We start from the raw sequence: 13,315 nt of genomic DNA on the forward strand, positions 1-13,315 counted from the left end.
ATAAACCCCCGATTTAACGATTTTTGCCATAAATGATCCAACCAAAGCACCCAGCTCTTGTTGGAATGTAAGGTTTGACCAACAAGGGTCGTTTTAAGGACAACCACCTCCGTAGAGAGCCGGTCTATTCGTACCTCAAACTATCAACGGGGTTTTTCCTTGCCGCAGCAAAAACCCTCAGAAATGAAGTAGAGCCTGCGATGCTGAGAATGATAAGAAATGGTACGAGAAAGCTGACCAACCCAATTGGTTTGTAGAACTTAAAAATGGACTCGATCAGCATGTCAGTAAGATAGTAGCCGCCTACTGCACCCAATGCGCTGGCTACCACCACCATCAAAAGAAAGCTTCTGCTAATGAGCCAAAGAATCTGCGGAATTTCGGCTCCCATCACCTTTCTTATGCCGATTTCTTTCACCCGTTTGATCACATTAAGTGATATGAGGGTAAATAGGCCAATCACCGACAGCAACACGCTGACGACGCCAAGAAAAACGAAGATGATGACAATATTTGCATTGACTTCATGGGCTTCTTTGAGAGTATCCTCCTGGTAAAAGCCGTTGAAAGGCTTGTCTGGAAACAGGTTCAGCCAGTTTTGTTCCATGGCCTTGAAACTCTCTACAATTTTGTTTCCTGCTACCCGGGCGATGAGAAAGTTGACATTATCTTCCCTGGAAAGCCTGAAGGCATAGGGCTCAATAGGGGAAAAGAAGTTATCGGAATAAAAATTTTTGATCACGCCAACCACAGTTAAGTGGAGCGTATCGCTAATAGATACTCTTTGGCCCACCGCCTCCTTCCAACCAAACGCCTCCACAAACTTTTCGTTGACAATGATGGAACCAAGTCTGTCGCTTTCGGCAAGGTCTTTTCCAAAAGGCCTCCCTTCAGCCATTTTCAAATCCATGGTTTCGAAGTACTCGGGGCCAAAGTCCATCATCATCACTTCCCGTTCCACATCACCCGATTTGATAGTTCTGCCGTAGTTCCAAAAACCAATATGACTGGCCGAGGCCGCCAGGCTAACGATGTCGGGGTTCTTTTCCATCGCCGATCTTAGCGTGGTGTATTCCTGCAGCGAACTCACCCTGGCGCCTATTACGCTTTCCTTTTCAAACCCCATATCGGCATTCTCCTGAAAAATTGCATTTTGATAAAAGGCCATGCTTGCCACCAGGGCCATAATAGTGAAGGCAAATTGCATCATCAACAGCCCTCGTGAAAGAGAACTTGTGGTACCTACTTTCAGGTTGCCTCTCAAGATCTTCACTGGTTCGTAGCGGCTCACATAAATGGATGGATAGGCTCCTGCGATAATCGCTGTCAATATCATTAGGCCAACCAGAAACATGTAAATCTCGGTGTTTTGAGAGAGATCGAGTGTCAGCGTCATGCCTTCCCACATAGCACTGTAGGCTGGCACAAGAAACGATGCAAGGCCCAGAGCAACCACAATGGCCAATGAGCACAGAACAAGGTTTTCGGCCATAAATTGCATAATAAGCTGCTGCCTGTTGCCTCCAATTACTTTTCTGATGCCGATCTCCTTAAGTCGCTTGCTGGAGGTGGCAATGGAGGTGTTGGTAAAATTGAAGCATGCGATGAGTAGTATAAGTGCAGACATCACAATGGGAGCAATAATGGCCGCCGGGTGCATGGCCTGAGGAAACCAGTAGGAATAGGTATCCCTGCCGGAGAAAGGCATGTCTGGCATGTGCTCTAAATAAAACGACCCTATCAACCAATCGGGCCTGGCCTGATTTTGTTCCGGCACATATTTGGTAAGAAGGGAAGCTACTTCGTCAGGAGCAAAGCCATTTTTTGAGAAAAGGAATGTGCCTCCAACAAAGGGTCTCCAGCTATTGTCGGCGATTCCATTCAGATCCAGCAAATTTTCAAAAACAGTGATAGCGTCAAACTGAAAGGTTGAGTTCTCAGGCGTGCTTTCGAGTACTCCACCCACGATAAATTCCCTGGTCTTTTCATCGGATGTCACCAGGGTAATAATCTTACCAGTGGCGCTTTCGTCACCAAAATAGGCTGTGGCCATTTCTTCAGAAAGGAGGAGCTGCGACTTATTATCAAAATTGTCGAAAGAACCCTCCTTCATTTTGAAAGAGAAAACGTCAAAGAAGTTGGGGTCTGCAAACGTTATGTACCTGTTGAAAACCTTTCGGTCGACCTTTAAAATATAAGAATCACCAGTAACCCTCACTACTTCATCTACCTGGGGGATGTCCTGAGCTATTCTTGGCCCCAATGCAACAGGTGTGATGCCATAGGGAACATGCTGCCCTTGCACATCTTTGTTGATTTGCACCTTGTAGATGTTTTCCCTGTTAACATGCTGTTTGTCAAAATCATAGGCAAACCGGGTATTGAGGTAGGCGATGATGCAGCAGGCCATGGAGATTCCGAGCCCCAGCACGTTGATGAAGACGTAAAGCTTGTTGCGACGCAGGTTTCGGACGGTGAGTTTGAGGTAGTTCTTAAACATGATGAGTCTTTGATGGAAATAAATTAAAGACGCCAAAATATGCCCGGGGTTGCATTGGCGCCTTGTATTTACTTTTTCGACCTTAGACGAAAGTGCTACTTTTTGGTGCGGCTTTTCCTGCTTATTTTATCCAATCAATTAAACCCATCTATTATGAAGAGGATTCTACCAGTCGTTTTTCTTTTGTTGTTAGGCGTAACCGGCTTTGCTCAAAAAGACAAGGATAATATCATGCGCAGCATTGATCAGAAAGAGGATTTATATAGTAAAACCGCTCTGGACATCTGGTCGTACGCTGAAGTTGGTTATCAGGAATACAAGAGCTCAGAGGCTCTGCAAAAAGTGTTGGCAGACGCAGGCTTTAAGGTCGAAAGTGGCGTTGCCGGCATTCCAACTGCTTTCACGGCTAGTTTCGGAAATGGCAAGCCCGTGATAGCCATACTAGGCGAATTTGATGCCCTGCCAGGACTTAGCCAGGCGGCTGTACCGGAGAAGTCTCCAATAGAGGGGGGAATAGCTGGCCACGCTTGTGGGCATCATTTATTTGGGGTGGCATCGGCCGCTGCCGCAATTTCTCTTAAGGATTGGCTGGCTTCCTCCAAAACTTCCGGAACGATCAGATTTTACGGCACGCCTGCAGAGGAAGGTGGCTCGGGAAAGGTGTACATGGTGAGAGAAGGCTTATTCAACGATGTGGATGCCGTCATTAACTGGCACCCTGCAAGTGTGAACAGCGCCAGCCCTGGTACGTCATTGGCCAACAAAACTGGCAAGTTCAGGTTTTATGGAATTGCCTCTCATGCGGCGGCGGCTCCCGAAAGAGGACGGTCAGCGTTGGACGCCGTGGAAGCTATGGATATGATGGTGAATATGATGAGGGAGCACATTAAAGAGGATGCAAGGATACATTACGTGATTACCAATGGCGGCACAGCACCGAACGTTGTTCCTGACTTTGCAGAGGCCTACTACTATGTTCGCCATAAAGACAACGATGAGGTGAAGGACATGTGGAACCGCCTGGAAAACGCCGCTAAAGGGGCTGCCCTCGGCACAGACACAAAGGTCGAAATAGAAGTAACGGGAGGTGTATACAGCCTGCTGCCCAACGAAACGCTGGCCAAAATAATGCAGACTAACCTGGAAAAAGTAGGAGGCTACACTTACACTGCTGAGGAAAAGGCTTTTGCTGAAAAACTATCTACTACGCTTGGCAAGAATGCCATGTCGCTGGATTACACACAAAAAATTATGCCCTATGAGATGAGGGCTGGAAGCGCTTCTACCGATGTAGGCGATGTTAGCTGGAACGTGCCCACCGTAGGCCTTGCCGCTGCTACCTGGGTGCCGGGCACTGCAGCACATAGTTGGCAGGCGGTCGCCAGTGGTGGCACGTCAATCGGCGTTAAGGGAATGATGGTGGCTGCAAAGGCGATGGCAATAACAGGCTACGATCTGTTCAAATCCCCTAAAGTACTTGAGCAGGCAAAGGCTGAGTTTAATGCTAAAAGAGGCACAGACTTTGTTTACGACCCTTTGTTGGGTAGCAGGCCACCAGCGCTTGATTACAGAAAATAACTTTTTGAATGGGTTGTTTTTCCTATCAATTGTTGCCTCTTCTCACTTCCTGAGAATTAGCAAAGATGAAGGGGAAATGGAACGGAGAATCTTCCTGAAGAAACTGAATGGCGTCGGCTACGGTTTCCTCAGGAATTTCTTCCATAGGAACGTGACCGGCATTCTCGTAGATCTTTACAACTGAATGAGAAATACTTGTGGCAAAGGAGTCAGCAACGTTGTACGGAATCCATTTGTCGTGCTTTCCCCATTGAATCAAGGTTTTTTGCTTTATTTTCGAAAGCTCATCGCTTCTGTCTATATGTGCAGTATTCATTCGGTAAATGAAAGCCCGGCGATTGCCTTCTCTGCGGCAAAGGGATTGGTACCTTTCCACAAGGTCTTCATCAATTTTCGAGTCGTCATAGTACACCTCCTCGAGATTGTTTCTCACCATAAACCTTGGCGTTGAAAACCTTAGAAATGTGTTGAAGCCTGGTGCTTTGGCGAGTCTGAAAATAAATGGTGGGGGGGCGTCATTTGGATAGCCGGCTGCATCGATCAGAATCAGCTTTTCAACCCTTTCCGGATAATCGATGGTAAAATTCCACGCAATTTCGCCGCCGAGAGAGTTACCAGCAATATAGCAACGACCCAATCCAACAGTGCTAATGAATTTCTCCAGAAACTCACTGTAGTGTTTCATGGAATAGTCGTTGTCAGGGAATGGGCCCGTTAGGCCAAAACCAGGGAGATCGATGCGCACCACCTGATAATACTGCGAAAGCTCCTGCGACCACTTGTCCCAGGTTTGCAGTGATGAGGCAGTGCCGTGAAGAAGAATGATTGGAAATCCTTTTCCCTCTGATTTATAGTGAATAGGCTGGCCATCAATTTTCACAAATCGGGACGTTCTCCCTGCATACTTTATCGATAGGTCTTCAAGCGATAAGTCGGCACGGAAAAGCGCCATGAAAACGCCTATCGTGAATAGTACCAACGAAACTAAAGTCTTTTTAAACATACCGTGATCCTTTACTTAACCCTCTCTGCACTAATAATGCCAAATTAATTCATTCGAAAACGAATCGTAGGAAGCAGGTAGATTTTCATCAAAAATACTCGAAAACAAGTATAGCTGGTCAAATATTGGTTCAAATGTAATCAAAAATATAATGCTGCTAACGGTTAAAACTTAATCATACCCTGTTTGTACTGGTAATTAGGGTGTTTTTCATGACCTAAAAGCCACTCTTTTCGCCACAGCCCGCCGCCAAATCCAACCAACTTTTGATCTGTTCCAATCACCCTATGGCAAGGAATAACTATTGGCAAAGGGTTTTTTCCGTTGGCACTTGCTGCTGCTCTGATACACTTCGCATCTCCCAAAAAAGTAGCTTGCTGAAGATAAGACCAACTGGTACCGTAGGGTATCTTTCCCAATACCTCCCAAACCCGCAACTGAAAATCAGTTCCGATAGGCTTCAGTGGCAGATCAAAAAACTCAAGCTTACCATTAAAATAGGCTTGAAGCTGCTTAACAGACTCTTTTAACACAGAATCGGTTGGAAGAGAACAAGCTTCCTGTTCATTAATAAAATCAATCCGCATTAGGTAACCCCCAGCAGCAGATAGCTTTAGTTGACCAACCGGGCTTTGAATGATGCATTGATTCAATAAACTACAGGATTATAGGGCTAAACTCAGTGAATGACCCTTCAGGAACAGTCTCCAAAACGCTTATCTCGGTGATTTGTCGCTGACCTCTGTCACCCGATAGAAGAATTTTACCATAGGGCTTGTAGTTGACCCATGGCAGCACAAAGTTGGGCTCGTCCTGATAGGCATCTTTGTAGTAAGCCCATTGAGTTATCAGGCTTTGTTCCATATCAACATATACTTTGTAGCCGTTGTCGGGCGTCACACCCACACCTTTAAACAGCAGGCTTAGCACATGGGCGTTGCGGCCATCCATTGTTGTGTCTTCGCCAACGTATTGCAGGGTTACCCCGCTGTCTTTTAGTTTAAATGGCATGAAAAGCCAGTAGGAGTCATTGATCCACCAGGACTTACCTCTCTCAAGATATTTTGAAAGCGAGTCGGGGCTGTTAAACTCCTGGCCTTTCTTCATTACCCGGCCTGTCATGGTATTGATGTTCATCAAAATAATGGTGGAGTCTCTCGGTGCCTCAATTCTCACATCACCAGTTTGCTTGTCCCACAGGTGCTTGCGGGCACCAAAGAAATTCCATGCAAGGAACCGGGTGGCGTCCCAGCTGTTTCGCCCTCCCATGCTGGTCATCACATCATCGGCAAGCTTAATGGCAATGGCGTCAGAGTTTTTTTCATCGAAACCTTCAGCCGGTGGGTTCTCGACAAACTCACTTTGGCCGTCATTGGTCTCTTTTGTTGAAGGAGTGCAGCTGGTGATGTACCCAATGACAACAGCTGAAAATAAGGCAAGCTTAATTGTGTTTTTCATTTCGTGACGTGCTTAGTCGGTGGTTCGAATGTGGAAATTTCATTTAAGATAGCCCAAAATCCAATGGCACTGAAAACTTTGATATAAAAATGAATAATCGAATTGAACGGTTGGCTACAAACATTCTCCGGTTGGCTACATAGCCGTTTACTTTCGCCGGTCATTTGCCGTTCATTGTATCATCAACTCAAAATGAATTTCTAAGAATAGCTTCCTGTCAGAATTATTGGATAGTGAAGCTTAAAAAAGGACAAGCTTATGAAAACGCTAATGATGAAAACTTTTACAACTGTGGCAGTATTCTGCTTTGCTGTTGTTGTGGCGCAGGCTGCCGGGGAGGATTCCCTCAAAACAAAGACCTACAGAAACGACTTCAAAATTGTTGGGAACGCTTCCAGTCTGGAAATAAAAGTAAGGGGCTCAGTCAAAGTAAATGATGCTGATACCGAGGTGACGGCCATTACGCCTGGTGGCTATCTAACAATAAGAAAAACAACTTTTGGGAACAAGAAGGAACTCACTATCAGTAGTAACGATGCAGGCCAGCTGTCTTACGAGTTTTATGATAACAGAACCCAAATCAACTTTGAGCCAGAAGGAAGAAAATGGCTGGCCGATGTTCTCCTCGATGTGATTCACTCTACCGGCGTGGCGGCTGAGGACAGGGTAAAGAGGTTCTACAGGAAGGGTGGCGTTGATGCAGTGATTGACGAAATAGAGGAAATCAATAGCTCAAGCGGTAAGGGAGAATACTTTTCGTTCCTGTTGGAAACCAATGGACTCTCTGAAGCCGGGCTGTCTAAAATTGCACTCGCCATTGGCAGAGATATTCCGTCCAGTTCAACCCGTGGCGAGCTACTCAGGGAATATGACTATAAGTTTTTTTCGAACAGCAAGAGCGCCGCAGCCTATTTTGAGGCAGTAAATAGCATCCCATCGAGCTCAGAATCTGCCTATACGCTGCGCCATGCGTTGCAAAAGCACAAACTGGAGATCTCTACTAAAATTGCGTTGCTGGATGCGGTGGATCATATCCCTTCGAGTTCCGAGCGGGGGTCTGTGTTAAGACTGTACAACAGGCAGTTTGATAAAGACCAGCGCATACAAGACAAATACTTTGACGTGGTCGACGATATTCCTTCCAGCTCGGAAAGGGGCAGTGTTTTGAGAGATCTGATGAGGGACGAAAATTTGGAAGCGTATACTTTCAGCAAAGTGCTGTCATCCGTCAGTCATATCCCTTCCAGCTCAGAACAAGGTGAAGTGCTGAAATACGCCATTGACAACTCCAGCCAACTTTCGAACGAGCTGTTTGATGAACTAGCTTCTACAATCAGCCGAATTGCCAGCAGCTCCACACAGGGTGAGGTCTTGAAGTTTGCCATCATCGAAAAAGAACCTACACCGTCGCAGTTGGTGCCATTGATCAAAGCGGTGCAGAGCATTGCCAGCAGTTCTACTCAGGGGGAGGTTTTAAGAGCTGCGTCGGCCAAAATGCGCAACGACCCCCAGCTCAGCGATCTTATTTTTGAAACGGTCACAAGGATACCAAGCTCTTCGGAACAAGGAAATGTTTTGCTAACTTTCATGAAAGACGGTAACGTACACCCTGATTTTCTTATGAAAGTAATTGACGCTTCTGAACATATCGCTTCTTCCTCGTCAAGGGGCGACGTGCTGGTGAAAGTGGCTGAAGTTATGCCAAGAAATGACACATTCAGAAAAGCTGTGTCGGAAGCTGCCTCTAAAATACCTTCGAGCAGCGAGTACCGCAGGGTGATGGAGAAACTTTATTAAGCACCACAGCCACCCATGAGAAAATGGTTGTTGAAATCATCAGGAATGGCATTTATCGCAGTAGGGATATTCAACTATCTCTATTACGGTAAAACCGGAGAGCTTCCCGACCTTACAGCCCACCTTGCTGCCTATTTGTTGGTAGTGGCCATGGGCGCTGTAGCTGGCATTTCAATAGTCTACTCCAACATCAGGTTAAATGCAGTCATTTCCTGGAGGAAGTCGCTGGGCGTCCGGTTTCTTGCCGGTTCACTTGTGCAGGCTGCAATATTGGCTGGCATTGTTCTCCTGGGCCTTGAGCTGTCCAAAGGACTTTTTCCTGAACCGGTTTCGTTCGAAACGCTGAAGCCGGAAATGATCAAATTAGCGCTGCTTCTTTTCGTTCTGATCATCGTCAATGGAGTTTTTGATCTGTCGTACTTTAGCTTCAGCGAATACTCTAAAGGCCGGCTCAACCAGCTTAAGCACGAAAGAGAGCAGCTTGAGCTTCAGTACGAGCTCCTGAAAACACAGCTAAGTCCCCACTATCTGTTTAACAGTCTCAATACCATCTCCTCTCTGCTCGACGACTCGTCAGAACAAGCCGAGCAGTTCATTCGACGGCTGGTGCAGTCTTACCAGTATCTTATTGCTTCTCAGGATAAAAAACTGGTAACTGTAGAGGAAGAGCTGGCTTTTGTAAGAGCCTATCTGTTTCTCCAAAAAGTACGATTTGGCAATGCGCTTACTCACACAATTTCAATCGGGGCCAATAAGTTTTCGGCTAACATACCGCCGCTTACGATACAGCTACTGGTCGAAAACGCCATTAAACACAACGACTTTTCGGAGCTGGATCCAATGGAGATAGTGATTCAGGAAGAGGAGGGTAACTATATCTGTGTGACCAATGAAAACCGGGGCATAGTGGATGAGGCAGAGTCGCTACAGGTGGGCTTGGCCAATATCCAAAAGCGATATGTTTTTTTTACCGATTTACCAGTTCGGATTGTAAACGACAAGCTTTTTAGCGTCTCCGTTCCTTTACTTCCTCATTTATGAAGCGTAAACTTTTTTATAATCACTTGATATCTCGGTTGTTTGCCCCTCTCCCTTTGGGTATGCTCATTTACATGCTTGTGCTGCTTGTGTTTGATAACCTGGGCTCACTTGGTGAGGTGTTTTTCGAAAAAGAAGCTTTGTTGTGCATAGGAATTACCTATTTGGTTGCTGAATTGCTACGGGCCATAGCCAATGGCTTTGTGCCACGAATTGAAAGCAGTGACTTTATCAAGCTCTCGTTTGGCTTATTATTTCTTGCAGGGTTGCTGGTGACCCTGCTTGTGGTGTTCGCCAGCATCAGCGCTTACTTTGTGTGGGCAATAGGCTATAGCTTTGGCACCTTCACCACCGAATTGTCTACCTTTTTATCCATCTACGGATTTATTTATGCTCTCTACTTTATAGTGCTCGCCTCCGTCATTCTGTTTACACTTGAAACAAACAGGGCGTTGGACAAAGAAGGGGTACTGAAAAAGAACATAGACCTGAAACTGAGGATTTTTAGCAGGGTCATTAACCCGGAATTTCTTTACAAATCGCTCGAAACCCTGATTTCGATTCTTTATAAAAAGGACAAAGCCGCCGATAAGTTTATCCAGAAGCTTTCGCATGTGTACAGAAGTGTGCTCGACAGCCGGCACGAAGACCTTTCGGAAATGAAGTCTGAATTGACGATCGCTGAAAGCATAGTATATCTTTATAACCAGCAGTATGATGGAAATATTCATTGGCTGCCGGACAGCGAAGCTATCGAAGAAGAGGCTTACCTTTTGCCCGGAAGTATGATGATTGTGATGGAGTGGATCATCGCTTCGAACATGATCAACCAAAGCCGACCGTTGAAAATATTTGTCAGGCGAGAGGAGGACTATTTGACCATTGAATACACTCTTTGGGAAAGGCTGATGCCAACGGTGGAGGGCAAGGAAAAAATGATGGAATTGCTCCAGTCGTTTGAGCATTTTACAGAGCGACCCCTCCTGATAGTCAAAGCCGACAATAAGGGATTTGTAAAACTACCTCTTCTAAAACTCGAGAAAGCAGCATGAAAGCCATCATTATAGAAGACGAGAAACCAGCATCAGACAAGCTCAAGAAAATATTGGCGGAAATAGCTCCGGAAATTGAGCTGATAGGCGAAGCGACGACTGTGGTGGCTATGTTGGAGTTGCTCGAAGCCAAAGAAGGCGAGATAGAACTGATACTGACAGATATTAAGTTGAAAGACGGCCTAAGCCTGGAGGCATTCAAAAAGCACCCCGTCAATGTGCCGGTCATTTTCATTACTGCCTACGACAATTATGCTTTGGAGGCTTTTCGCTCGAATGGAGTGGATTACCTGCTCAAGCCTATCGACAGAGATGCGGTGGAGCAAAGCATAGAGAAGCTAAGACAGCTGAAGAAAGGCGCAGCGGTGCAACCGGCAAATGCCATTGAAAACGTACTCAAAAGCTACCTTCAGAAAGACTTCAAAAACAGGTTTATGGTGAAGGTTGGGGAACATATCCGATCCGTGAAGACCGAAGACGTGGCCTTCTTTTACGCCGAGGGGAGAAATGGCTTCATTGTTACCAATACCAAAGCGAGGTATGTGATAGATTATAAAATGGAGACGTTGGAGGCGATACTCAACCCGAAAATGTTTTTTAGGGTCAACCGGACTTACATTATCAACATCGATGCCATAAAAGATGTGCTGATCTACTCCGTTACCAGGCTTAGAATAGTGCCGACGGTGGATTGGCCTGAAGAGATTGTGGTAAGCCGGGAGAAGGTAAGTGCTTTCAAAGACTGGTTCAATGATGCTGGTTGATTACTAGCTGATCCGGCTCCAATTAGTCACTGACTTTTTGAGAGAAGAAATGTGAGATTTGATCACCCGGTGTTTGTCCAGAGCCAGCTTAGGGTCATTGTCAATGATTTGCTGTGCTTCCTCCCTTGCTGCCTGAAGTATTTTTCCATCCTGCACCAGGTCAGCCACCAAAAGATCCATTACACCACTTTGTTGGGTGCCCATCAAGTCGCCCGGCCCTCTTAGTTTTAAATCGACCCGGGCAATTTCAAACCCATCGTTGGTGCCCACCATGGTTTGAATACGGGTTCTGGCCTCCTGGCTTAGCTTGTCTTTTGTCATCAGAATACAATACGATTGGTCAGCACCCCGGCCCACCCTGCCCCTGAGCTGGTGTAGCTGGGCCAGTCCAAACCTCTCCGCATTTTCTATCACCATCATGCTGGCATTGGGTACGTTGATACCTACCTCAATCACTGTGGTGGCGACCATCACCTGAGTAACGCCGTCAACAAATCGCTGCATTTCAAAGTCTTTTGCCTCTGGCTTCATTTTGCCATGCACAATGCTGAGCTGGAAGTCCGGAAAAGCCCTGGCAATGCTTTCGTAGCCATCCATCAGGTCCTTGAGATCGAGCGATGCCGACTCCTCTATGAGCGGATAAACAATGTAGGCCTGTCGACCCAACTGAATTTGTTCCCTGATGAACCCAAACACCTGGAGCCTGGCGGCGTCCGTTCTGTGAATCGTTTTGATGGGCTTCCGGCCTGCGGGCATTTCGTCAATCGTGCTCGTATCCAGGTCACCGTATACCGTCATGGCCAGCGTACGAGGGATCGGCGTAGCCGTCATCACCAGCACGTGCGGATAAAACTCTTCGTTTTTCTGCCAAAGCTGGGCTCGTTGTGCTACGCCAAAGCGGTGTTGCTCATCAGTGATGGCCAGTCCGAGGCTTTTGAATTGCACAGGCTCTTCCAGTAACGCATGGGTACCCACCAATATGTGAATATCGCCAGAGAGCAGTTCTGCCAAAATCCTTGTCCTCTCCTTCTTTTTGGTGGAGCCGGTAAGTTTGGCAATGCTCAGGCCCATTTTGTCGGCGTATTCTTTGAGCCCGGTATAGTGCTGACCGGCCAGAATTTCAGTCGGTGCCATGAGGGTAGCCTGGCTGCCGCTGCCGATAGCCAGCAGCATGCAAATAAAGGCCACCATCGTTTTTCCGCTTCCTACATCGCCCTGCAAAAGGCGGTTCATTTGCTTGCCCGACCGCATGTCGAGGTAAATTTCCCTGATAACCCTTTTTTGGGCGCCAGTCAGCTCAAACGGCAAATGGTCATTGTAAAAAGTGGTGAGCAGAGAGGTGTCGGCCAGCACCAGGCCTTTGTACAAGTCCTTTCGGGAGCCCTTAAGGCTTACTAACCTGAGTTGAATGTAGAAAAGCTCTTCGAACTTCAACCGCTTTCTCGCCCTTTCTAACCATTCACTGCTCTTCGGAAAGTGGGCATTTACCATCGCCTCTTTTTTGCTCACCAGGCCAAATTTCTGCAGCAAAAAGTCAGGAAGCGTTTCGTGGATATACGGCAAAGCAACCAGCAATAGCTGCTCCTGAAACTTCGAGATCACTTTGCTGTCGATAAAGCGGGCCTTGAGCTTTTCGCTGGTGTGGTAAATGGGTTGCAGATACCCACCTTTCCTGTTTTCAACAGTAAGCGGTTCAATTTCCGGATGGGCAATGTTGAACTTGCTGCCAAAAGCGGAAGGCTTGCCATACACAAGGTAGGGTGTATTTACCCGGAGCTTCTTAGAAATCCAGACAGCGCCCTGGAACCAAACCAGCTCCATTTCTCCGGTTTCATCATAGAATTGGGCCACGAGCCTCTTCTTTCTGCCAATACCAACAGTTTCCATTGATCGGATTTTCCCCATCACTTGCACAAAGGATTCCTCGTCTCTTATGTCTCTGATTTTGTGAAAGGTTGTCCGGTCTTCGTACCTGAACGGATAGTGCTGGAGTAAGTCACCGTAGGTAAAAATAGACAGCTCTTTGTTCAGCAGCTCCGCTCTTTGAGGGCCAACGCCTTTCAGGAACTCTATTCTGGTTTCAAAAAAGCCGGACATGCGATGGGTAATGGTTCTCTACTGTATG

At 46.6% G+C, this 13,315-nt stretch carries 10 protein-coding genes; 5 read left to right on the top strand and 5 right to left on the bottom strand.

Features of this window, described 5'->3' with window-relative positions; translation table 11 throughout:
- Positions 1-124 precede the first annotated feature (124 nt).
- On the bottom strand, positions 125-2,500 hold the full coding sequence (locus ACMVP2_RS11610; protein WP_416867808.1) for an ABC transporter permease: 2,376 nt from the start codon (positions 2,498-2,500) through the stop codon (positions 125-127).
- Between the two features lie 153 nt (positions 2,501-2,653).
- On the opposite strand from ACMVP2_RS11610, the gene ACMVP2_RS11615 reads away from it, so the two are divergent.
- Entirely contained in the window at positions 2,654-4,078 is a 1,425-nt protein-coding gene (locus ACMVP2_RS11615) for an amidohydrolase (protein ID WP_416867809.1), read from the top strand.
- 25 nt (positions 4,079-4,103) lie between these two features.
- Here ACMVP2_RS11615 and ACMVP2_RS11620 read toward each other — a convergent pair whose 3' ends face one another.
- The 3 genes from ACMVP2_RS11620 to ACMVP2_RS11630 all read right to left on the bottom strand — a co-directional run bounded on the left by ACMVP2_RS11620 (position 4,104) and on the right by ACMVP2_RS11630 (position 6,539).
- Positions 4,104-5,081, bottom strand: coding sequence for an alpha/beta fold hydrolase (locus tag ACMVP2_RS11620; RefSeq protein ID WP_416867810.1), 978 nt, complete (start codon positions 5,079-5,081; stop codon positions 4,104-4,106).
- Between the two features lie 164 nt (positions 5,082-5,245).
- Positions 5,246-5,734, bottom strand: a complete 489-nt coding sequence (locus ACMVP2_RS11625) for a methylated-DNA--[protein]-cysteine S-methyltransferase (RefSeq protein ID WP_416867811.1) — start codon at positions 5,732-5,734, stop codon at positions 5,246-5,248.
- A 4-nt stretch (positions 5,735-5,738) separates the two neighbouring features.
- A complete protein-coding gene (locus tag ACMVP2_RS11630) occupies positions 5,739-6,539 on the bottom strand; it encodes a hypothetical protein (RefSeq protein ID WP_416867812.1) in 801 nt (266 codons plus the stop codon).
- A gap of 258 nt (positions 6,540-6,797) precedes the next feature.
- Between ACMVP2_RS11630 and ACMVP2_RS11635 the strand changes: the two genes are divergently transcribed.
- The 4 genes from ACMVP2_RS11635 to ACMVP2_RS11650 are packed head-to-tail and all read left to right on the top strand — an operon-like array spanning position 6,798 to position 11,190.
- Positions 6,798-8,336 carry a hypothetical protein gene (locus ACMVP2_RS11635; RefSeq protein ID WP_339784620.1) on the top strand — a complete coding sequence of 513 codons (1,539 nt, stop codon included), beginning with the start codon at positions 6,798-6,800 and terminating at the stop codon, positions 8,334-8,336.
- A gap of 45 nt (positions 8,337-8,381) precedes the next feature.
- Positions 8,382-9,377: a sensor histidine kinase gene (locus ACMVP2_RS11640; RefSeq protein WP_339784617.1), complete on the top strand. Its 996-nt coding sequence runs from the start codon at positions 8,382-8,384 to the stop codon at positions 9,375-9,377.
- The gene (locus tag ACMVP2_RS11645; protein ID WP_339784615.1) at positions 9,374-10,426 is read left to right on the top strand and encodes a histidine kinase; all 1,053 of its coding nucleotides are present in this window, start codon (positions 9,374-9,376) and stop codon (positions 10,424-10,426) included. Before ACMVP2_RS11640 ends, ACMVP2_RS11645 begins: the two co-directional genes overlap by 4 nt.
- Positions 10,423-11,190 (top strand): LytTR family DNA-binding domain-containing protein, encoded by a 768-nt coding sequence (locus ACMVP2_RS11650; RefSeq protein WP_339784612.1) that lies wholly within the window; start codon positions 10,423-10,425, stop codon positions 11,188-11,190. The genes ACMVP2_RS11645 and ACMVP2_RS11650 overlap by 4 nt, the downstream gene beginning before the upstream one ends.
- A 3-nt stretch (positions 11,191-11,193) precedes the next feature.
- On the opposite strand, the gene recG is transcribed toward ACMVP2_RS11650, so the two are convergent.
- On the bottom strand, positions 11,194-13,287 hold the full coding sequence (gene recG, locus ACMVP2_RS11655) for an ATP-dependent DNA helicase RecG (RefSeq protein ID WP_339784610.1): 2,094 nt from the start codon (positions 13,285-13,287) through the stop codon (positions 11,194-11,196).
- Positions 13,288-13,315: the final 28 nt, after the last annotated feature.

Origin of the sequence: Imperialibacter sp. (genome assembly GCF_048007035.1) — a bacterium.
Taxonomy (GTDB): Bacteria; Bacteroidota; Bacteroidia; order Cytophagales; family Cyclobacteriaceae; genus Imperialibacter.

Bases quoted from the DNA above. Each gene is read 5' to 3' on its own strand.
- ACMVP2_RS11650 (WP_339784612.1), top strand. From the start codon at position 10,423: ATGAAAGCCATCATTATAGAAGACGAGAAACCAGCATCAGACAAGCTC.
- ACMVP2_RS11620 (WP_416867810.1), bottom strand. From the start codon at position 5,081: ATGTTTAAAAAGACTTTAGTTTCGTTGGTACTATTCACGATAGGCGTT.
- ACMVP2_RS11640 (WP_339784617.1), top strand. From the start codon at position 8,382: ATGGCATTTATCGCAGTAGGGATATTCAACTATCTCTATTACGGTAAA.
- ACMVP2_RS11610 (WP_416867808.1), bottom strand. From the start codon at position 2,500: ATGTTTAAGAACTACCTCAAACTCACCGTCCGAAACCTGCGTCGCAAC.
- ACMVP2_RS11615 (WP_416867809.1), top strand. From the start codon at position 2,654: ATGAAGAGGATTCTACCAGTCGTTTTTCTTTTGTTGTTAGGCGTAACC.
- ACMVP2_RS11645 (WP_339784615.1), top strand. From the start codon at position 9,374: ATGAAGCGTAAACTTTTTTATAATCACTTGATATCTCGGTTGTTTGCC.
- recG (WP_339784610.1), bottom strand. From the start codon at position 13,287: ATGTCCGGCTTTTTTGAAACCAGAATAGAGTTCCTGAAAGGCGTTGGC.
- ACMVP2_RS11635 (WP_339784620.1), top strand. From the start codon at position 6,798: ATGAAAACGCTAATGATGAAAACTTTTACAACTGTGGCAGTATTCTGC.
- ACMVP2_RS11630 (WP_416867812.1), bottom strand. From the start codon at position 6,539: ATGAAAAACACAATTAAGCTTGCCTTATTTTCAGCTGTTGTCATTGGG.